Source organism: Microbacterium sp. M28 (assembly GCF_025836995.1).
Taxonomy (GTDB): domain Bacteria; phylum Actinomycetota; class Actinomycetes; order Actinomycetales; family Microbacteriaceae; genus Microbacterium.
Map to the genome: position 1 here is coordinate 3,254,386 of NZ_CP107546.1, position 18,024 is coordinate 3,272,409.

At 68.2% G+C, this 18,024-nt stretch carries 20 protein-coding genes; 14 read left to right on the top strand and 6 right to left on the bottom strand.

The window, feature by feature from the left end:
* Positions 1–33 precede the first annotated feature (33 nt).
* From OED01_RS15785 to OED01_RS15800, 4 genes are all read left to right on the top strand, one after another.
* On the top strand, positions 34–942 hold the full coding sequence (locus OED01_RS15785; RefSeq protein WP_413231592.1) for a metal ABC transporter substrate-binding protein: 909 nt from the start codon (positions 34–36) through the stop codon (positions 940–942).
* Positions 939–1,670 carry a metal ABC transporter ATP-binding protein gene (locus OED01_RS15790; RefSeq protein WP_264156234.1) on the top strand — a complete coding sequence of 244 codons (732 nt, stop codon included), beginning with the start codon at positions 939–941 and terminating at the stop codon, positions 1,668–1,670. The genes OED01_RS15785 and OED01_RS15790 overlap by 4 nt, the downstream gene beginning before the upstream one ends.
* 38 nt (positions 1,671–1,708) lie before the next feature.
* Positions 1,709–2,524, top strand: coding sequence for a metal ABC transporter permease (locus OED01_RS15795; protein WP_264157991.1), 816 nt, complete (start codon positions 1,709–1,711; stop codon positions 2,522–2,524).
* 197 nt (positions 2,525–2,721) lie between these two features.
* Positions 2,722–4,632, top strand: a complete 1,911-nt coding sequence (locus tag OED01_RS15800; protein ID WP_264156235.1) for a M3 family metallopeptidase — start codon at positions 2,722–2,724, stop codon at positions 4,630–4,632.
* An 83-nt stretch (positions 4,633–4,715) separates the two neighbouring features.
* On the opposite strand, the gene OED01_RS15805 is transcribed toward OED01_RS15800, so the two are convergent.
* Positions 4,716–5,897: a trans-sulfuration enzyme family protein gene (locus OED01_RS15805; protein ID WP_264156236.1), complete on the bottom strand. Its 1,182-nt coding sequence runs from the start codon at positions 5,895–5,897 to the stop codon at positions 4,716–4,718.
* A gap of 114 nt (positions 5,898–6,011) precedes the next feature.
* Here OED01_RS15805 and OED01_RS15810 point away from each other — a divergent pair, with 114 nt between their 5' ends.
* On the top strand, positions 6,012–6,482 hold the full coding sequence (locus tag OED01_RS15810) for an Lrp/AsnC family transcriptional regulator (protein WP_264156237.1): 471 nt from the start codon (positions 6,012–6,014) through the stop codon (positions 6,480–6,482).
* A gap of 149 nt (positions 6,483–6,631) precedes the next feature.
* On the opposite strand, the gene OED01_RS15815 is transcribed toward OED01_RS15810, so the two are convergent.
* From OED01_RS15815 to OED01_RS15830, 4 genes are all read right to left on the bottom strand, one after another.
* Positions 6,632–7,387 carry an SDR family oxidoreductase gene (locus OED01_RS15815; RefSeq protein ID WP_264156238.1) on the bottom strand — a complete coding sequence of 252 codons (756 nt, stop codon included), beginning with the start codon at positions 7,385–7,387 and terminating at the stop codon, positions 6,632–6,634.
* A 102-nt stretch (positions 7,388–7,489) separates the two neighbouring features.
* Entirely contained in the window at positions 7,490–7,942 is a 453-nt protein-coding gene (locus tag OED01_RS15820; protein WP_264156239.1) for a MarR family winged helix-turn-helix transcriptional regulator, read from the bottom strand.
* Positions 7,943–7,951: 9 nt separating this feature from the next.
* On the bottom strand, positions 7,952–8,872 hold the full coding sequence (gene sigJ / locus OED01_RS15825) for an RNA polymerase sigma factor SigJ (RefSeq protein WP_264156240.1): 921 nt from the start codon (positions 8,870–8,872) through the stop codon (positions 7,952–7,954).
* A 90-nt stretch (positions 8,873–8,962) separates the two neighbouring features.
* On the bottom strand, positions 8,963–9,724 hold the full coding sequence (locus OED01_RS15830) for an SDR family oxidoreductase (RefSeq protein WP_264156241.1): 762 nt from the start codon (positions 9,722–9,724) through the stop codon (positions 8,963–8,965).
* 210 nt (positions 9,725–9,934) lie between these two features.
* Between OED01_RS15830 and OED01_RS15835 the strand changes: the two genes are divergently transcribed.
* The 3 genes from OED01_RS15835 (at position 9,935) to OED01_RS15845 (ending at position 12,667) form a co-directional block, all read left to right on the top strand.
* On the top strand, positions 9,935–10,885 hold the full coding sequence (locus OED01_RS15835) for an alpha/beta hydrolase (protein WP_264156242.1): 951 nt from the start codon (positions 9,935–9,937) through the stop codon (positions 10,883–10,885).
* 35 nt (positions 10,886–10,920) lie between these two features.
* Positions 10,921–11,664 (top strand): alpha/beta fold hydrolase, encoded by a 744-nt coding sequence (locus tag OED01_RS15840; protein ID WP_264156243.1) that lies wholly within the window; start codon positions 10,921–10,923, stop codon positions 11,662–11,664.
* Between the two features lie 64 nt (positions 11,665–11,728).
* Positions 11,729–12,667, top strand: a complete 939-nt coding sequence (locus OED01_RS15845; RefSeq protein ID WP_264156244.1) for an alpha/beta fold hydrolase — start codon at positions 11,729–11,731, stop codon at positions 12,665–12,667.
* A gap of 87 nt (positions 12,668–12,754) precedes the next feature.
* Here OED01_RS15845 and OED01_RS15850 read toward each other — a convergent pair whose 3' ends face one another.
* On the bottom strand, positions 12,755–13,453 hold the full coding sequence (locus OED01_RS15850; protein ID WP_264156245.1) for an SDR family oxidoreductase: 699 nt from the start codon (positions 13,451–13,453) through the stop codon (positions 12,755–12,757).
* A 196-nt stretch (positions 13,454–13,649) separates the two neighbouring features.
* On the opposite strand from OED01_RS15850, the gene OED01_RS15855 reads away from it, so the two are divergent.
* The 6 genes from OED01_RS15855 to OED01_RS15880 all read left to right on the top strand — a co-directional run bounded on the left by OED01_RS15855 (position 13,650) and on the right by OED01_RS15880 (position 17,981).
* A complete protein-coding gene (locus OED01_RS15855; RefSeq protein ID WP_264156246.1) occupies positions 13,650–14,939 on the top strand; it encodes an NAD(P)/FAD-dependent oxidoreductase in 1,290 nt (429 codons plus the stop codon).
* A 5-nt stretch (positions 14,940–14,944) separates the two neighbouring features.
* Positions 14,945–15,535, top strand: coding sequence for a hypothetical protein (locus OED01_RS15860; protein ID WP_264156247.1), 591 nt, complete (start codon positions 14,945–14,947; stop codon positions 15,533–15,535).
* Between the two features lie 134 nt (positions 15,536–15,669).
* Entirely contained in the window at positions 15,670–16,440 is a 771-nt protein-coding gene (locus OED01_RS15865; protein ID WP_264156248.1) for an SDR family oxidoreductase, read from the top strand.
* 3 nt (positions 16,441–16,443) lie between these two features.
* On the top strand, positions 16,444–17,361 hold the full coding sequence (locus tag OED01_RS15870) for an RNA polymerase sigma-70 factor (RefSeq protein ID WP_264156249.1): 918 nt from the start codon (positions 16,444–16,446) through the stop codon (positions 17,359–17,361).
* Positions 17,358–17,756: a sigma-70 family RNA polymerase sigma factor family protein gene (locus tag OED01_RS15875; RefSeq protein WP_264156250.1), complete on the top strand. Its 399-nt coding sequence runs from the start codon at positions 17,358–17,360 to the stop codon at positions 17,754–17,756. Before OED01_RS15870 ends, OED01_RS15875 begins: the two co-directional genes overlap by 4 nt.
* 30 nt (positions 17,757–17,786) lie before the next feature.
* On the top strand, positions 17,787–17,981 hold the full coding sequence (locus tag OED01_RS15880; RefSeq protein WP_264156251.1) for a hypothetical protein: 195 nt from the start codon (positions 17,787–17,789) through the stop codon (positions 17,979–17,981).
* Positions 17,982–18,024: the final 43 nt, after the last annotated feature.

Genomic DNA, 18,024 nt, shown 5'->3' on the forward strand with positions numbered 1-18,024 from the left:
GTCCCGGACACACCGGGAAGGTATGTTTTCGGTGTGCCTAAAAATCCTCGTTTCGCCGCAGCATCCCTGGCGGCAGGCACCCTTCTGCTCGCCGGATGCGCAGGCCCTGACGCGTCCTCCGAGGACGACCGTCCGCTGGTGCTCACGACGTTCACCGTCCTCGCGGACATCGCGCAGAACGTCGCGGGCGACCACCTGCGCGTGGAGTCGATCACGAAGCCCGGTGCGGAGATCCACGGTTACGAGCCCACCCCCGGTGACATCCGGAAGGCCGCGGACGCCGACCTCATCCTCGACAACGGCCTGAACCTCGAGGTGTGGTTCACGCAGTTCGTCGACACGATCGACGTTCCGCACGTCGTGGTCTCCGACGACGTCGACGTCATCGACATCGCCGGTGACGCCTACGCGGGAAAACCCAATCCGCACGCCTGGATGAGTCCGTCGAACGCGCAGCTCTACGTCGACACGATGGCCGAGGCCTTCGCGGAACTGGACCCCGGGCACGCCGACGACTACGCCGCCAACGCCGAGGCCTACAAGGCCGACCTGCAGCAGGTGCAGGACGACCTCGCCGCCGCCCTCGCGGAACTCCCCGATAACCAGCGAGCCCTCGTGACGTGCGAAGGAGCCTTCTCATATCTCGCCAGGGATGCCGGACTCACCGAGGCCTACCTCTGGCCGGTCAACGCCGAGCAGCAGGCGACCCCGCAGCAGATCGCGGACGTCATCGAGTTCGTCGACGACAACGACGTCCCCGCAGTGTTCTGCGAGTCGACCGTGTCCGACAAGCCCATGCAGCAGGTCGCCGAGGCGACGGACGCCGCGTTCGGCGGCATCCTCTACGTCGACTCCCTCTCGGAGGCCGACGGGCCCGTGCCGACATATCTCGACCTGATCCGGCACGACGCCGACACGATCGTCGCGGGGCTGACGGGATGAGCGCGATCGAAGTCAGCGGCCTCACGGTCCGCTACGACGAGATCGTCGCGCTCGACGACGTCTCGCTCACGGTCGACACCGGCCGGGTGACGGGACTGATCGGCATGAACGGTTCCGGCAAGTCCACGCTGTTCAAATCCATCCTGGGGCTCGTGCGGCCCACCGCAGGGACGGTCCGGCTTGAGGGCGGCGACTCGGCATCCGCTCGGCGCCGCGGGCTCGTCGGCTACGTACCGCAGAGCGAGGACGTGGACTGGACCTTCCCCGTCTCGGTGCGCGACGTCGTCATGATGGGCCGGTACGGACGCCAGGGCATCACCCGGCGCGCGCGGCCGGGCGATCGCGCGGCGGTCGACGAGGCGCTGGAACGGGTGGAACTGCAGGGCCTCGCCGATCGTCAGATCGGGCAACTGTCGGGTGGGCAGCGCAAGCGCGCGTTCGTCGCCCGCGGCATCGCTCAGGATGCCCGCATCCTGCTGCTCGACGAGCCCTTCGCCGGTGTCGACAAGCGCAGCGAGGCGACCATCGTCCGGCTCCTGCGCGAGCTGGCGGCGTCCGGCCGGACCGTGCTCGTGTCGACGCACGACCTGCACGCACTGCCGGAGCTCGCCGACGAGGCGGTGCTGCTGCTGCGGCGCGTGCTGTTCCACGGGGCGGTCGCCGAAGCGCTGGAGCCGGCCCAGTTGGCGAGAGCCTTCGGGCTGGATGCCGAGGAGGACGCCCCGTGATCTGGGACTGGATCCTCGAACCGCTGCAGTACGACTTCATGGTGCGGGCGCTGGCGACCACCGTCATGGCGGCCGTGGTGTGCGCGCTGCTGTCGTGCTGGCTGGTGCTCGTCGGCTGGTCGCTGATGGGCGACGCCGTCTCGCACGCCGTCCTGCCGGGCGTCGTGATCGCCTACGTCGTCGGAGCACCCTTCGCGCTCGGAGCCCTTGTGTTCGGCTTCCTCGCGGTCGCACTGATCGGCGCGATCCGCGGCACCAGCAGGGTGAAGGAGGATGCCGCGATCGGCATCGTGTTCACCACGCTCTTCGCCCTCGGACTCGTGCTCATCTCTGTGACCCCCAGTCAGACGGACCTCAACCACATCATCTTCGGGAACATCCTCGGAGTCTCGGTGGGCGACCTGGTGCAGGTGGGGATCCTCGCCGCCGTCGCGTTCGCCGTGCTGATCGTCAAGCGGCGCGACCTCACGCTGTACGCATTCGACCCGACGCACGCGTTCGCGATCGGCCTGTCGCCGCGGATGCTGGGGGCGCTGCTGCTCGGAGTCCTCGCGCTGACGGCCGTGGTGGCGCTGCAGGTGGTCGGCGTCGTGCTCGTGGTCGCGATGCTGATCATCCCCGGCGCGACGGCGCAGCTGCTGACCGATCGGTTCGGTCGGATGCTGCTGATCGCGCCCGTGCTGTCTGCTGCCTGCAGCATCACCGGCATCTACCTCAGCTACTGGCTCGACGCGGCGCCTGGCGGACTGGTCGTCGTCGTGCAGGGCGCGGCGTTCGCGCTGGTGTACCTGTTCGCGCCGCGCCAGGGGCTGATCGGGCGGCGGGTGTTCGCGCGGCGTTCCCTCGCGCGTTGAGCGAGCACGTCCTCGCTCAACGAACGAGAAAAAGCGCACTGGCTTGTCCGGGTTCGCGCGGGTGACCGACCTCCGCACGCGCACGAACCTGGACACGCCCTCCAGGCGTGTCCAGGTTGAGGCGACCAACTCCGCCGCACACCCGCACGAACCCGGACACGCCGGACGGAAGCACCCCGCCCCATAAGCTGAAGCGCATGGCTCTGGAACCGCTCGCCCTGCCCGCCGCCGACTGGAACGCGTTCATCGCCGAACGCTCCGAATCCTCGCTCTCGGCCGCCCGCGATGTCGTCGCACGACTCAAGGACGGCACGTCCCGCACGGCGCTCGAGACGCTGCAGCTCTGGAACCTCGGCGAGATCGCGACGGCGAACGCGTCCAGCTTCACGCAGCTGCTGGCCGAGGTTCACCCGGATGCCGCCGCCCGCGAACTGGCCGAGCAGGCACTGCAGGAGGCATCCGCCTTCGTCACCGAACGTGACCAGGACCGGGAGCTCTATGAGGTCTTCGCGGCACTTGACGCCGACGATCTCGACGCCCAGGCCGCCCGTCTGCTCGAGCGCATCCTCCGCGACTTCCGTCGAGGCGGCGTCGACCAGGACGACGCCACGCGCACCCGGCTCGCCGAGATCAGTGCGCGCATCACGGTCGTGGACCAGGAGTTCTCGCGCAACGTGCGCGACGACGTCCGCAGCATCCGCATCGCGCCGGAACGTCTGGCGGGACTCCCGGAGGACTTCGTCGCGGCGCACCCGGAGGACGAGGACGGACTCGTCGAGATCACGACGGACTATCCGGATTTCCGGCCGTTCCGTGCGTACGCCCATGACGCCGCCGCGCGCGAGGAGATCGCCCGCGCCTACAACGATCGCGGCTGGCCGGTCAACGGCGCCCTGCTGCATGAGCTGCTCGACCTGCGCGCCGAGCAGGCGCAGCTGCTGGGATACGACTCCTGGCCGGACTTCGACACCGAGGTGAAGATGATCGGCACCGGCGCCGCGATCGGGGACTTTATCGAGCGCATCGCCGAGCTCTCCGGTGGCCGGGCCGCGGCCGATCTTGATGCGCTGCTGACCCGCGCGCGCCGGGACGACCCGACGATCACCGAGATCACGACGGCCGACGCCGAGTACTACGGCGAGATCCTGCGTCGCGAACAGTACGACGTCGACGCGCAGGAGGTCCGTCGATACTTCGACTTCTCGCGCGTGCGCCAGGGATTGCTGGATGTCACGGGGCGCCTGTTCGGGCTCACCTACCGCGAGGTCCCCGACGCTCCCGTCTGGGCCGACGAAGTCGCCAGTTACGACGTCCTGCGCGACGGCGAGCGCATCGGCCGCATCCACCTCGACCTGCATCCTCGGGACGGCAAGTACAAGCACGCGGCGCAGTTCGATCTGGTCACGGGTGTGCGCGGCATCCAGCTCCCTGAAGGAGTGCTGGTGTGCAACTTCCCCCGGGGTCTGATGGAGCACGAGCAGGTCAAGACGCTGTTCCACGAGTTCGGTCACCTGCTGCACCATGTGCTCGGCGGCGACCAGGTCTGGGCGCGGTTCTCCGGCGTCGCGACCGAGTGGGACTTCGTCGAGGCCCCGTCGCAGATGCTGGAGGAGTGGGCCTGGGATGCCGACATCCTGCGGACCTTCGCTCTGGACGCCGATGGCGCCCCGATCCCCGCCGACCTCGTGTCGCGCATGCGGGAAGCCGCTGACTCCGACCGCGGGCGCTCCGTGCGGACGCAGATCTTCTATGCGGCGGTGTCTTACCGGCTGCACCTGGAGCGTCCGGCCGATCATGACGCGGCGATGCGCGAGCTGTCCCAGCGCTACTCCGTGATCTCGCTGCTGCCCGATACGCACTTCCAGGCCGGCTTCGGGCACCTGACCTCGTACAGCTCGGGCTATTACACGTACATGTGGAGCCTGGTGATCGCGAAGGATCTGTTCAGCGCATTCGACCCCGCGGATCTGTTCGCCCCCGAGGTCGCAGGCCGGTACCGCGACGAAGTGCTCGCGCGCGGAGGGTCAGCGGATGCCGCGGATCTCGTGGCCTCGTTCCTCGGACGGCCGTACTCGTTCGACGCCTTCGGTGCGTGGCTGGCGGGCTGAGCACCCCTCCCCGTGTCCGGGTTCGCGCGGGTGGATGGCACCCGCACCCGCACCAACCCGGACATCCGGGCCGCCGCTCCGGCTCAGTGCGCGAGCGTGAGCGACGGCATGGCCGCGAACGCCTGCGCGAGGTCCGCGGTGAGGTCATCCGGATGCTCGAGCCCGATCGACAGCCGCAGCACATCGGCCGCCGGTCGCGCCTCCGCCGGCACCGGGCGGTGCGTCAGGGCCGCCGGGTGCTGGATGAGCGAATCCACTCCCCCGAGAGAGACGGCGTGCGTGAACAGCTGCACGGCTGACGCGACGGCGCTCGCGGCCGCGTAACCACCGCGTACGCGCATCGCGATCATCGCGCCCGTGCCGCGCATCTGACGCGTGAGGATGCCCCGGGGGTCGCCGTCGAGTCCGGGGAAGAAGACCTCCTCGATCTCCGGTCGATCGATCAGCCACTGCACGATGCGCTGCGCGCTCTCCTGCTGCCGCTGCATCCGGATCGGCAGGGTGGTGAGTCCGCGATGCAGCAGGTAGGCGCCGAGCGGATGCAGCAGCCCGCCGGTCACAGCCCGAACGCGGCGCAGCGCCTCGGCGGTCTCCTCACTGCACGCGATGACGCCGGCGATCACGTCGCCGTGCCCGCCGAGATACTTGGTGGCGCTGTGCAGCGACAGCGCGGCACCGTGATCCAGCGGATTCTGCAGCACCGGGGTGGCGAACGTGTTGTCGACCAGCACCGGCACCCCGTCCGCCGCGGCGACGATCGCGGCGATGTCGACAAGGTCGAGCGTCGGGTTCGCCGGGGTCTCCACGACGACGAGTCCCGTGTCGGCCCGCACGGCCGAGGCCACATCCGTCGGTTCGCAGTAGGTCGTCTCGACTCCGAGGAGGCCGGAGCCCAGAAGATGATCCGTCCCGCCGTAGAGCGGACGCACCGCGACGACGTGACGGCGTCCGGTCGCACCGCACATCGCGAGGATCGCCGCGGTCATCGCCGCCATCCCCGATCCGAAGGCGACGGATGCCTCGGCGTGCTCCAGCTCCGCGAGCGCATCCTCGAACCGAGCGACGGTCGGGTTCCAAAGCCGCGCATAGACCATGCTTCCATTCGCCGGCGGACGACCGCCCGTCGCCATGGCCTCATAGGACTCTCCGCCGCGCTCGACATCCGGCAGCGGGTTCGTCGTCGACAGATCGATCGGAAGCGCGTGGACGCCGAGGGCGGTGAGGTCGGCGCGGCCGCTGTGCACGGCCATCGTGTCGGGATGCATGCTCTCCATGCTTGCTCACATCGCAAGACAGATGGGAGGATTCGACAACATCCGCAAGTTCTGGTGATGAGAACAAGATTTCAAGCGAATTCGGATGCCGGAAGGAGCCCGACCTTGTCGAAAACACCAGCGGTGCTGGACGAGCTCGATCTCGAGATCCTGGCCGCGCTCAGCGCGCACGCCGACATCACGAACAAGGCGCTCGCGGCCCGTCTGTCACTGGCGGAGTCGACGTGCGCGCACCGCGTCCGGTCGCTTCGGACACGCGGGATCATCCGTGACACCCGCATCCGCCTCGACGAGGCCGCACTCGGCTATCCGCTGCAGGCGATGATCAAGGTTCGTCTGGCGAACCACACCGGCGCGAAGGTCACCGCGCTGTTCGACGCGCTCGTCGCGATCCCCCGGGTGCTGCAGGTCTTCCACGTCGCCGGCGTCGACGACTTCCTCGTGCACGTCGCCGTGCAGGATGCCGCGGCGCTGCGCGACATCGTCCTCGAGCACATCACGGTGCATCCCGTGGTGCGAGGCACCGAGACGCAACTGGTCTTCGAGCTCCGGGACGGACGCGGACTGCTGGGGTGAGCGCGGGCGGGCGCGGGCTGCACCCGACAGCCCGGCCTACGGGACGCCCGGAACACCGAACCGGAGGAGAACACGCGGTCGGGAGGTCCGTTCGACGCCAGACGGTCCTCCGATTCGCGTGTTCTCCTCCGGATCGAGCACGGTGCCGCTTACTTGCGCGGCGGGTTGAGCGGCAGCCACTCCTCCAGGGTGGTCTCGAAGATGTGCGCCCCCTCGACCGGGATGAGCGTGCGCTCCTCGATCTGCGCGCCGTAGTACGGAGCCGTGTCGTCGCGGACGACCGTCCGCGAGTCACCCCGGAAGGTCAGCGCGCGCCGCGCGAACTCGTCCATCCCGAAGGCTTCGGGACCGGCGATCTCGATGTCGCCGGTCGGGTCGCCGGCGGCCGCTCTGGCCACCGCGGTAGCGACATCCTCTGCGGCGATCGGCTGGATGAGAGCCCCGGGGAGCACGACCGTGTCATCCGTGGTCGAGATGTCCGCGATGCTGCCGACGAACTCGAAGAACTGCGTCGCATGGACCAGCGAGTAGGCGATGCCGGACTCGCGGATGAGCTCTTCCTGGGCGACCTTCGCCGCGAAGTACGGGATGTTCTGGGGGCGGTTCGTGCCCACGATCGTGAGGGCGACGTGGTGGGTGACTCCGGCCGCCCGCTCGGCCGCGAGCAGATTGCGGGTCGAGGTGGTGAAGAACTCGAGCACGTCGTCCGGCGCGAAGGAGGGCGAGTTCGACACGTCGACGACGGTGCTGGCCCCCTCGAGCGCTTCGGCGAGCCCTTCGCCGGTGAGCGAGTTGACGCCCGTGTTCGGCGAAGCGGCGATCGCCTCATGCCCGTGCGCGGTCAGCTTCGCGACGACCTTGGATCCGATGAGGCCGGTGCCTCCGATGACGACGATCTTTGCCATTTCATGCCTTTCGGTCTGGACGAGCGCCACTGTCGGCGCCTACCAGGTATGACAAGGCGAGGGCCGTCGATGTGACGGCAGTCCGAAAACGAGGCTGTCGCCTCAGCGATCGTTCGGGGCCACGTGGGCTGTGATCGAGCGCAGCACCTCGAGGGCGGCGTGAGCCCGCTCGGGGGTGAAGCCGAACGTCTCGACGACGGACTGATAGATGCCGGGCGAATGAACGCGCAAGGCTTCGCCGTGCTCCGTCAGCGCGATGATGACCGAGCGTTCGTCCTGCGCATTCCGCGTGCGGCGGATCAGCCCCTGCTTCTCCATGCGCTTGAGAAGCGGCGTCATCGTCCCATAGTCCGACTGCAGGCGGGTCACGAGCGTCCCGACCGAGAGGTCACCGGAATCCCAGAGCGCCGCGAGGACCAGATATTGCGGGTACGAGACGCCCAGCGGTTCGAGCAGCGGCCGGTATGCGGCGGTGACGGCGCGGTAGGCGGCGTGCAGGTTGAAGCACACCATGTCGTCGAGGGCGACGTTCGAGGGTCCGGCTTCTTCTGGCACGGGCCGAACCTAACACGACATGCCCTCCGGGAGGGCGAGTGGTGCGAGCGATGCCAGCTTCGCCGGATTCATGACCCAGAAGATCCGCGTCACGCGCTCATCACGGATCGCAACCGTGAGCAGAGCGAAGGGTCGCGATCCGCGCCAGAGCACCGCTCCGGCCCGTCCGTTCGCGTCGACGAGTTCGACCGTGACGTCGTCCCAGAACCACGTCGCGACGCCCAGGAGGAACCGCTGTAGCTTCTCGCTGCCCTGGATCGGGCGGCGGGCGGTACGACGGACGGCCCCGCCACCGTCCGTGTAGCTCACCGCATCCGCGGCCAGCAGGGATTCCAGCGCGCCGGCATCCCCGCCCCGGGCCGCGTCCAGGAAGACGCGGAACAGGCGCTTCTGGGCGCTCGTGTCCACGGCGTGCATGGCATCGACCGCGAGATGCTTGCGGGCACGGCTTACGAGCTGCCGCGCGGCGGTCTCGGAGACCCGAAGGATCTCACCGATCCGCGGATACGGATACGTGAACGCCTCGCGCAGGACGAAGGCCGCACGTTCCGTCGCGGTCAGCCGCTCCATCAGCAGCAGGGTCGCCAGTTCGAGGGCTTCGGCGTTCTCCGCACCCAGGAGCGGATCGTCGGACGTATCGACCGGGCTCGGCAGCCAGGGGCCGATGTAGGTCTCCCGCCGCGATCGCGCGCTGTTGAGGACGTTGATGGCGATGCGGGTCGCGGTCGTCGCGAGGAAGGCGCCCACGTCGCGGACAGCCGATCGGTCGCACAGATGCCAGCGGATCCAGGTCTCCTGCACGACATCCTCCGCCTCGAAGGCGCTTCCGAGGATGCGATAGGCGATCCCGAAGAGCCGCCGGCGCTGCGCTTCGAACGCCGCGAGCGATTCGTCTTCGGAACGGGGCTCGTCGTGCGGATTCCGTGTCATCGGCCGCTCCTGAGAGGCTGCGGGATGCAACCGAGCGAAAGATTACCTCGCTTCCTAGTAAATAGGAAGCTATTTATGCCACCGAGCTGCTCAGACCGCTCCACGCGTCTGGATGCGCCAGTCGTGGTAGCTCGTCGGAGCGATCGACGCGGTGGCCTCCGGAAGCAGATCGCGGTTCGCGAGATGCGCCCCGAAATACGTCCCGAGCGGGTCAGGGACGACTTCGCGCTCGTCCTGGCGCGATCGCATGTCGATGACGGCGAGTTCCTCGAGGCTGAACACCTCGGGCCCACCGAACTCGACCATGCCGTGGAGGGGCTTGCCCAGTGCCGTTCGAGCGACCGCTTCGGCGACGTCGTCTGCGGCCATGGGCTGGATGAGGACGTCAGCGATCCGGACCGTGCCGCTGCGGACCGCGTGGTCGGTGATGTTGCGGATGAACTCGAAGAACTGCGTGGCATGCACGAGGGAGTACGGGCGCTGCGAGGCCATGATGAGTCGTTCCTGCTGCTCCTTGGCGACGAAATAGCCGCCCTCGGCACGGGCGAGCCGATCCGTGCCGACGACCGAGAGCGCCACGTGGTGGCGAACACCGGCGGCTTCGCCGTAACTGAGCAGGTTCATGGTCGAGGTGTAGAAGAACTCGCGCGCCGCCGCTTCGTCCGTGTACGACGAATTCGAGACGTCGACGACGACCTCTGCGCCCTCCAGCGCATCCTCCAAGCCTTCGCCGGTATAGGAGTTGACGCCGGTCGAGCGAGCAGCGGCCAGGACCTCGTGGCCTGCTGAACGGAGGCTCCTGACGAGTCGCGCGCCGATCAGACCCGTTCCGCCGATGACCGTGATTTTCATGTCGCTCCTTCGTTCCGCTTGGCTGCCACGGGAATCCGTCTGCACTCATCTGACAAGACACGGCCTCGAGCTGTGACACATCGCCCCGATGTGAATCCGACCGGTCCGCGTCGTCACAGCGGACGATGCTGCCCGGTCTTGTCTGGCATGGGCTGCAGGTGACCAGTCGCGGTCGAGGCCCAGTCCTCACCTTCATACGAAAGGACCGACATGACCGACCACATTCTGCAGCCCGAGGCTCAGGCGTTCGCGGATGCCGCAGCCCAACCGCCGTCCCTCGTCGACCGCGGCGTCGACGGCGCACGGCAGTTGCTCGACGACGTGCAATCCGCCCCCATCTCGAAGCCGGATGTCATCGACGAATGGATCACCGTGTCCGCCGACGTCGGCGACGTGCGCGTGCGCATCGTCAAGCCGACAAGCGCCGAGGGTGACCTGCCCGTGGTGCTCTACATCCACGGCGGAGGCTGGGTGCTCGGCGACTCCGGGACGCATGACCGACTCGTACGCGACCTCGCGACGGGCGCCGACGCGGCGATCGTGTTCGTCGAATACGACCGGTCACCGGAAGCGCGGCATCCGGTCGCCGTCGAACAGGCCTACGCGACGGCGCGCTGGATCATGAACGACGGGGCGAGCAAGGGCCTGGACGCCTCCCGGCTCGCCATCGCCGGCGACTCCGTGGGCGGCAATATGGCGGCTGTCGTCGCCATCCTCGCGAAGCGGCGCGGCGACGTCGCGTTCATCCATCAGTCGCTCTACTACCCCGTCACCGACGCCGGGCAGAACACCGACAGCTATCGCGAGTTCGCCGAGGGCTTCCACCTTCGCGCCGATGCGATGGCCTGGTTCTGGGACAACTACCTCCCGGACGTGCAGGCACGCAAAGACGTGACCGCGTCCCCGCTGCGGGCCCCGGTCGACGAGCTCAAGGGGCTGCCCGAGACGCTCCTCATCGTCGACGAGAACGACGTCCTGCGCGATGAGGGAGAGGCCTACGGTCGCAAGCTCATCGAAGCAGGCGTGCGCACCACGCTCGTCCGGTACGACGCGACGATCCACGACTTCATGATGCTCAACCCGCTGCGCGGCTCCGCTGCCAGCACTGCAGCGATCGAGCAGGCCGTCCACGTCCTCCGCAAAGCCTTCGCCACCGCCTGATCCGCCTGCCACCACCACCAATCAGAGAGAAGATCATGACCAGCCAGAAGCCCACCATCGTCCTCGTCCACGGCGCTTTCGCCGAATCCGCATCCTGGAACGGCGTCGTCGAACGCCTGCAGAGCCACGGCGTCACCGCCGTGGCGGTCGCGAACCCGCTGCGCAGCCTCTCGGGCGACGCCGCGTACGTCCGCGACGTGATCGCGTCGATCGGAGGCCCCGTCATCCTCGTCGGTCACTCCTACGGCGGACTCGTCATCACCGAAGCCGCCTCGGATAACGAGTCCGTCGTCGGGCTGGTGTACGTCGCGGCCTTCGTGCCCGAGACCGGCCAGAGCGCCTTCGAACTGTCCACGAGCGAACCGGGCAGCACCCTCGGAAACGCACTCGCCGCCTACCCGGTCGCCACAGGCGGCACCGAGTTCGTGATCCGTCAGGAGCTGTTCCACCACCAGTTCGCCGCTGACGTGCCGGCAGAGGTCGCAGCGCTCATGGCCGCCACCCAGCGGCCGGCGACCGAGGCGGCGCTCTCGGAAGCGCTGCCGACCGGAAACCCCGCGTGGAAGAGCATCCCGTCCTGGCACGTGTTCGGAGACCAGGATCTGAACATTCCCGTCGCCGTCCATCGCGCCGGCGCCGTGCGCGCCGCCTCGCAGGGCACGCGCGAGATCGCAGGCGCATCGCACGCGATCTCGGTCTCGAACCCCGACGCCGTCGCCGAGGTCATCGCCTCGGCAGGCAAGGCGTACGTCGCGAGCCTGCAGCCGACCGTCGCGTGACCGAACCGTGCGGTGCCCTGCCCGGATCACCCCGGGCGGGGCATCGCACCACGGAAGGATGAAGATGACTATCACCGCCGAACCGTTCACGAACGTGCGCCGAATCGACGCCGGCGATCTCTCGGTCGCCTACGTGGATATCGGCGATCCGCAGGCGGAGCCCGTGGTGCTCCTGCACGGGTACCCCTACGACGTCCACAGCTACGTCGACGTCGCACCTCTGCTCGTAGAAGCCGGATTCCGCGTCGTCGTGCCGTACCTGCGCGGTCACGGACCCACCAGGTTCCGGGATGCTCGCGCACCGCGAACCGGTGAGCAGGCGGCACTGGGGTCGGATCTTCTGGCGTTCATCGACGCCCTCGAGCTGGAGGAACCGGTCCTGGCGGGCTACGACTGGGGAGGGCGGGCCGCATGCGTGGTCGCAGCTCTGTGGCCGGAGCGGATCTCCGGCCTCGTCTCCGTGAACGGTTACCTCATCCAGAACATCGCCGCCTCGCAGACGCCGATCCGCCCCGACCTGGAGGCCGGCTTCTGGTACTTCTGGTACTTCGCGACCGAACGAGGGCGTCGAGGGCTCGAGGCGAACAGGCGCGACATCGCCGAGGTGATCTGGCGCCGCAACTCCCCGGAATGGGCGTTCAGCGCCGCAGACGTCGATCGCACGGCGATCGCGTTCGACAATCCCGACTACGTCGAGGTCGTCATCCACTCCTACCGGCACCGGCTCGGGCTCGCGCCCGGAGCGGACCGATACGTCGAGCTCGAGGAGCGGTTGGCGACGGCTCCCGCGATCACCGTCCCGACGATCACGCTCGACGGGACCGCGGACGGCAACTTCCCCGCCACCGACGGAACGCAGCACGCGCACCTGTTCACCGGGCCTCGCGAGCACCGTCAGATCCCGCACGCGGGTCATCACCTGCCCGCTGAGGCACCGCACGCCTTCGCTCAGGCGGTGGCGGATGTCGCAGAGCCGCCGGGTGACGGCGAGGGAACGACGTGAAGGCGCGGTGCGCCGCCATCCAGGTGTCGCACCGCGCCGTCCCAGCGAGTCAGCGGACCTGATCGGTCGGTCGGACCAGGACCTCGTTCACCGACACGTCCCGGGTCGGCCGAGCGCGAAGACGATCACCTCTGCGATGTCCTCGGGCTGCAGGGTGCGCATCGACTGACCGATGCTGTCCGCTGCCGCCCTCATCGTCGGATCGGTGATGTGCGTCGTCAGCTCCGTGGCCACGAAGCCCGGCTCGACGACGACGACGCGAACGCCACGCTCGGTGACCTCCTGACGGAGTGACTCCGTGAAGGCGGCGATGCCGAACTTGGTCGCCGCGTAGACGCCGCTGCCGGCCGACGCGATTCGACCGGATGTCGACGAGACCTGGATGATCGCGCCCCGCGATTCGATGAGGTGCGGAAGCGCGGCATGCACGCTGAACATCGACCCGAGCAGATTCGTCTCCACCATCCGCACCCATTGATCGACGTCTGCATCGAGAATCATGCCCGCCAGCATCTGCCCGGCGTTGTTGACGAGCGCATCGAGCCGACCGAACCGACGGACGGCGGATGCGACCGCGTGGTCGACCGAGTCTCGGCGGGTGACGTCGAGCGTCACAGCGAGCATCTCCGTCGGCGCTTCGTCCACCAGCGCGTTCAGCTCGTCGATCCTCCGCCCGGCCGCGACGACTCTCGCGCCCGCTCGGGACAGCGCCAAAGCCGTTGCGCGGCCGATCCCCGACGATGCGCCGGTGACGAGGACCCCTTTGCCGTTGAGTCTGTCATTCATCGTGCTCTCCTGATCCGTGGCGCTGGTCGACGGTGTCTCCGTCCGATCTGGGGGACGCTGTCAATGTGACAGGGAGCGCGTCCGTGCTGTGACAGTGCTCTGTCGCGCCATGCAGTTCGTCACAACCGCGCTCGTTGCCCGGTCTTTGATGGCAGGACTGCCGTACTCCACGGAACACCCGCCCCGAAAGGTGAACATGTCGATCTCCAGCACATCAACACGGACCGCCGGCGATTCAGCCGCGCCGATCGTGATCGTGGGCGGCGGCCTCGCGACCATCGGAGCGGTGAAGGCCATCCGTCGGGCCGGCCACGACGGCGATGTCACCGTGATCAGCGCGGAACCGCATCACCCGTACGAGCGGCCACCGCTGTCGAAGGACTACCTGCGCCGCGAAAGCGACCGCACCAGCGTCTTCACCCTCGTGCCGGAGTGGTACTCCGACAACGGGGTGATCGTCCGCACCGCGGCGACGGTCGTCGATCTGGATGTCGCCGGCCGCACACTGACGGTGTCCGATGGGTCCACCGAGTCGTACAGCGAGCTGCTCATGGCAACGGGTTCGTCGCCACGCCCGTTGAGTCTTCCCGGTGCTGACCTTCTGGGGGTGCTCTCGTTGCGCACGCTGGAGAGCTCGGATCTCCTGCGGGCGGCACTCATCGACGCACGTGAAGCAGGCGCCGGGCGTCTGGTCGTGATCGGGGACGGCTGGATCGGACTCGAGGTCGCGGCGTCCGCACGGATGCTGGGGCTCGAGGTCACCGTGCTCGGCCACGGCGCGCAGCCGCTTGCGAAGGTGCTCGGCGCGAGGATGGGGGCCTTCTACGCCGACGTCCATACGAGCCGCGGGGTGCAGCTGCGGCGCCAGGTCGAGGTCGCCGCCATCGAAGGCACGGCGGGCCGGGTGACCGGGGTCACCCTTTCCACGGGTGAGCGGATCCCCGCCGACGTCGTCCTCGTCGGCGTGGGAGCCGCGCCGAACATCGGGCTCGCCAGTGCTGCGGGGCTCGCGCTGCGAGATCGAGCGCTGGGCGGCGGGGTCGCGGTGGACGGCCGCCTGGCCACATCCGCTCCGCACGTGTACGCCGCCGGCGACATCGCGAGTATTCCGTCCGCCAGATACGGCCGTCCGCTTCGGGTCGAGCACTGGGCCACGGCGCTGCGGACGGGCCCGCACGCCGCGAGATCGATGCTCGGCACGGATGCGGACTTCGTCCGCCTGCCGTATTTCTACAGCGATCAGTTCGACATCAGCATGGAGTACAGCGGCTTCGTCGGAGGTGCGGATGATTATGACGACCTTCAGATCAGCGGAGATGTCGACGCGGCGTCGTTCGTCGCGTTCTGGACGAAGAAGGGGGTCGTGCAGGCCGGGATGACGATCAACACGCCCAACCGGATCGCCGACGTCGAGAAGCTCATCACGACCCGGGACGCCCTCGCGCCGGATGATCTGCGGGCGTTCGTGACGGAATCGGCGGCGTGACGGCCATGTCGACCGCTGACGCCGACCGCGGCGCCTTGAACAGCGCCGCCGGCACGGAGTTGTTCGTGCTGCAGGCGATCGCCAGCTCCACGATCAACGAAGCAGGAACCCGCAGCGCCATCTATCTGTCGACGCTGTCCAGCGGACTGGTGGCGATCGGATTCGCCTCCGGTTCGCCGGCCCTGCTCGCCTCCCTCGCGTTCACGGTGTTCCCGACGATCTTCATGCTCGGCTGGTTCACGGTCGTGCGACTGGTCGACAACAGCGTCGAGAACATCACCGCACGCCGGCGCATGGAACGCATCCGCGAGTACTTCGTGGGCCTGCATCCCCTGGGTCCCGAGCTGATCGCCCTCGACGACCCGCGCACCGGGGAGCTGGGAGTGCGGTACGCCCGTTCGTCGTTCCTGTTCACGATGGCCAGCATGATCGGAGCGGTCAACTCGGTGCTCGGCGGTGCGATCGTCGCGCTCGTCCTCATCGTCGGCCTCGGCATCCCGGCCGCACCAGCGCAGATCGCGGGCGTCGCGGTGGGACTCGGACTTCTCATGGCGACGCTCGGATACGAGCGACGACGGATCCGGAGGACCGGGTGAAAGCGGCCCTCGCTGCGCGCTCGACCGAGATCTCGGGAGAGGAGTCGCCCCCTGTCACAGACCGAACCACTGCGCGGTCAGTGCATATAGGGCAGTCTGCGTAGTGGCGCAGGTCCAGAAACGGAGCGGACGAGATGCGAATCGTTGTTTTGGGTGGAACCGGCCAAGTGGGCCGGAAGGTCGTCGAGAAGCTCGAACGGCGCGCTCAGGCCGTCGTGGTGGCCTCGCCGACGAGCGGAGTCGATGCGCGATCCGGTCGCGGACTGGATGCGGCCCTGGAGTATGCGGATGCCGTGATCGATGCGACCAACGCTCCGAACCCGTCCGGCGAGGCGGCACGGGAGTTCTTCGAGACGACGACGCGCAACGTGCTGGATGCCGAGCGGCGAGCGGGCGTGAAGCATCACGTCGCGCTGTCGATCGTCGGTGCGGATCACGCGGGCGAAGACGGCTATTTCGCGGCCAAGGGCGTGCAGGAGAACCTGGTGAAAGCCGGCCCGATCGAGCACTCCATCCTCCGGTCGACGCAGTTCTACGACTTCGCCCGCCGGATCGCCGAATGGAACACCGCCGAGGACACCGTCCACCTGCCCATCAAACCGGTGCAGCCGGTCGCGGCATCCGATGTCGCCGACGTTCTCGTCGAGCTGGCGCTGGGAGGACCCCTCAACGGCGCGGTCGACTTCGGCGGGCCGGAGCGGATGCCGCTGTCGGAGTTCGTGCGCCGCGTCCTCGGAATCGATCACGACCCGCGTTACGTCGTGGCGGATGACGACACCGCTCCGGTGGGCTTCAACATCTCCGGCGACCTGCTGCTGCCTCGTGACCCCATGCGCATCGCGGCCACGACGCTCGACACCTGGATGCACGACGAAGGCCGTCGCAGCCTGGCGGGGGTTCGATGAGCCATGGGTGAGCATGACGTGGCCGTCGACGACGCTTTCGATGCACACGACGACCTCGACGAAGCGCTGAGGATCTTCGACGCGCATCGACGACGTCTGTTCGGAATCGCCTACCGAATGCTGAGCACCGTGGCGGATGCGGAGGACATCGTCCAGGAGACGTGGATCCGCTGGCAGAACACGGATCGCTCGAAGATCCAGGAACCGGTGGCGTTCCTCACGACCATCACGACCCGGTTGGCGATCAACGTCCTGCAGTCCTCCCACACACGCAGAGAGACCTACATCGGGCCATGGCTTCCCGAGCCGGTCAACACGGACGACGACCCGGCGCTCGGCGCCGAGCGTGCCGAGGCCCTGCAGTTCGCGATCCTGCTGACGCTGGAGAAGCTCACGCCGACGGAGCGTGCGGCGTACATCCTGCGCGAAGCGTTCGATTACCCGTACACCCGGATTGCCGAAGTGATCTCCAGCAGCGTCGTCAGCGCACGACAGCTGGTGAGCCGTGCCCGTGCCCATCTGTCCTCCCCCAGGAACGTCCCGACGGATGCCACCGCGCAGCGACGCCTGCTGGAGGCGTTCCTCACTGCTGCGCGGAACGGGGATGCGCACGAGCTCGAAGCGCTGTTCGCCGCGGATGTCGTGAGCTACACGGACGGCAACGGCACGAAGCTGGCCGCCCGCATCCCGGTCATCGGGCGCGAACGCGTCGCTCAGTTCGTCGCGGCTTTCGCGCACCACTTCTGGACCGGGAAGACCATCGACTGGGTGCACGTCAACGGGCAGCCGGCGGCGACTCTCACCGAAAACGGTGTGATCACGACGATGGTGACGGCGACGACGTCCGGCGACAGCATCCTTCAGCTGCTGTGGGTGATGAGTCCCCAGAAGCTCAACCACGTCGGCGCGGTCAGCGCATGAGCCGGAAGCACTACCCGGCGTGGCTTCGCAGGCGGCGCCGCGGCGCCGCCGACCACGGCATCCTGGAAGAACTCGCCGATGCGCTGTGCTCCCACGACGAGGATGCGGTCCGGGCGCTCCTGCATCCCGACGTCGCCGTCGTCATCGACAGCGGCGGACACCTGCCCACGGCGGCGGCTCCGGTGCAGGGCAGGGAGGCAGCGGCATCCGAGCTGCTGCAGGTCATGCCGAACGGCACCGGCACGGCGGCGGCGTCCATCAACGGCGTCCCGGGGCTCACGCTCATTCGCGATCAGCGTGTCGTCGGAGCTCTCACGGCCGAGAAGCGATCCCAGCTCCTCGTGAACGTCTGGGTCGTGTGCAACCCGGACAAGCTGCGGCGCTGGAACCGGTAGCAACCCACTCACTGATCGGAAGGCGATCCCATGGAACGAACGACGAACGCGATACCGGCAGACCTGACAGGGACGGTCGACGACCGCCGGACGCAGCTGCACGGACTCGGAGGCGATGAGCTCGATGCGGTCTGGCTGCGACGACAGCTCGACAGCGCGCTGCTCGCATGGGCGGACTGCGAAACCGAGCTGGAGATCCAGAAGGAACGGCACGCCGACTACTGATCCTCGATCCGGGGCCCGCCCGCTCGGGGTGCAGGATGGAAGG

Coding starts and splice junctions, on each gene's coding strand:
- OED01_RS15795 (WP_264157991.1), top strand. CDS start 1,709: ATGGTGCGGGCGCTGGCGACCACCGTCATGGCGGCCGTGGTGTGCGCG.
- OED01_RS15815 (WP_264156238.1), bottom strand. CDS start 7,387: ATGGCAAAGATCGTCGTCATCGGAGGCACCGGCCTCATCGGATCCAAG.
- sigJ (WP_264156240.1), bottom strand. CDS start 8,872: ATGACACGGAATCCGCACGACGAGCCCCGTTCCGAAGACGAATCGCTC.
- OED01_RS15845 (WP_264156244.1), top strand. CDS start 11,729: ATGACTATCACCGCCGAACCGTTCACGAACGTGCGCCGAATCGACGCC.
- OED01_RS15870 (WP_264156249.1), top strand. CDS start 16,444: ATGGGTGAGCATGACGTGGCCGTCGACGACGCTTTCGATGCACACGAC.
- OED01_RS15835 (WP_264156242.1), top strand. CDS start 9,935: ATGACCGACCACATTCTGCAGCCCGAGGCTCAGGCGTTCGCGGATGCC.
- OED01_RS15830 (WP_264156241.1), bottom strand. CDS start 9,724: ATGAAAATCACGGTCATCGGCGGAACGGGTCTGATCGGCGCGCGACTC.
- OED01_RS15850 (WP_264156245.1), bottom strand. CDS start 13,453: ATGAATGACAGACTCAACGGCAAAGGGGTCCTCGTCACCGGCGCATCG.
- OED01_RS15865 (WP_264156248.1), top strand. CDS start 15,670: ATGCGAATCGTTGTTTTGGGTGGAACCGGCCAAGTGGGCCGGAAGGTC.
- OED01_RS15800 (WP_264156235.1), top strand. CDS start 2,722: ATGGCTCTGGAACCGCTCGCCCTGCCCGCCGCCGACTGGAACGCGTTC.
- OED01_RS15875 (WP_264156250.1), top strand. CDS start 17,358: ATGAGCCGGAAGCACTACCCGGCGTGGCTTCGCAGGCGGCGCCGCGGC.
- OED01_RS15805 (WP_264156236.1), bottom strand. CDS start 5,897: ATGCATCCCGACACGATGGCCGTGCACAGCGGCCGCGCCGACCTCACC.
- OED01_RS15790 (WP_264156234.1), top strand. CDS start 939: ATGAGCGCGATCGAAGTCAGCGGCCTCACGGTCCGCTACGACGAGATC.
- OED01_RS15860 (WP_264156247.1), top strand. CDS start 14,945: ATGTCGACCGCTGACGCCGACCGCGGCGCCTTGAACAGCGCCGCCGGC.
- OED01_RS15880 (WP_264156251.1), top strand. CDS start 17,787: ATGGAACGAACGACGAACGCGATACCGGCAGACCTGACAGGGACGGTC.
- OED01_RS15840 (WP_264156243.1), top strand. CDS start 10,921: ATGACCAGCCAGAAGCCCACCATCGTCCTCGTCCACGGCGCTTTCGCC.
- OED01_RS15855 (WP_264156246.1), top strand. CDS start 13,650: ATGTCGATCTCCAGCACATCAACACGGACCGCCGGCGATTCAGCCGCG.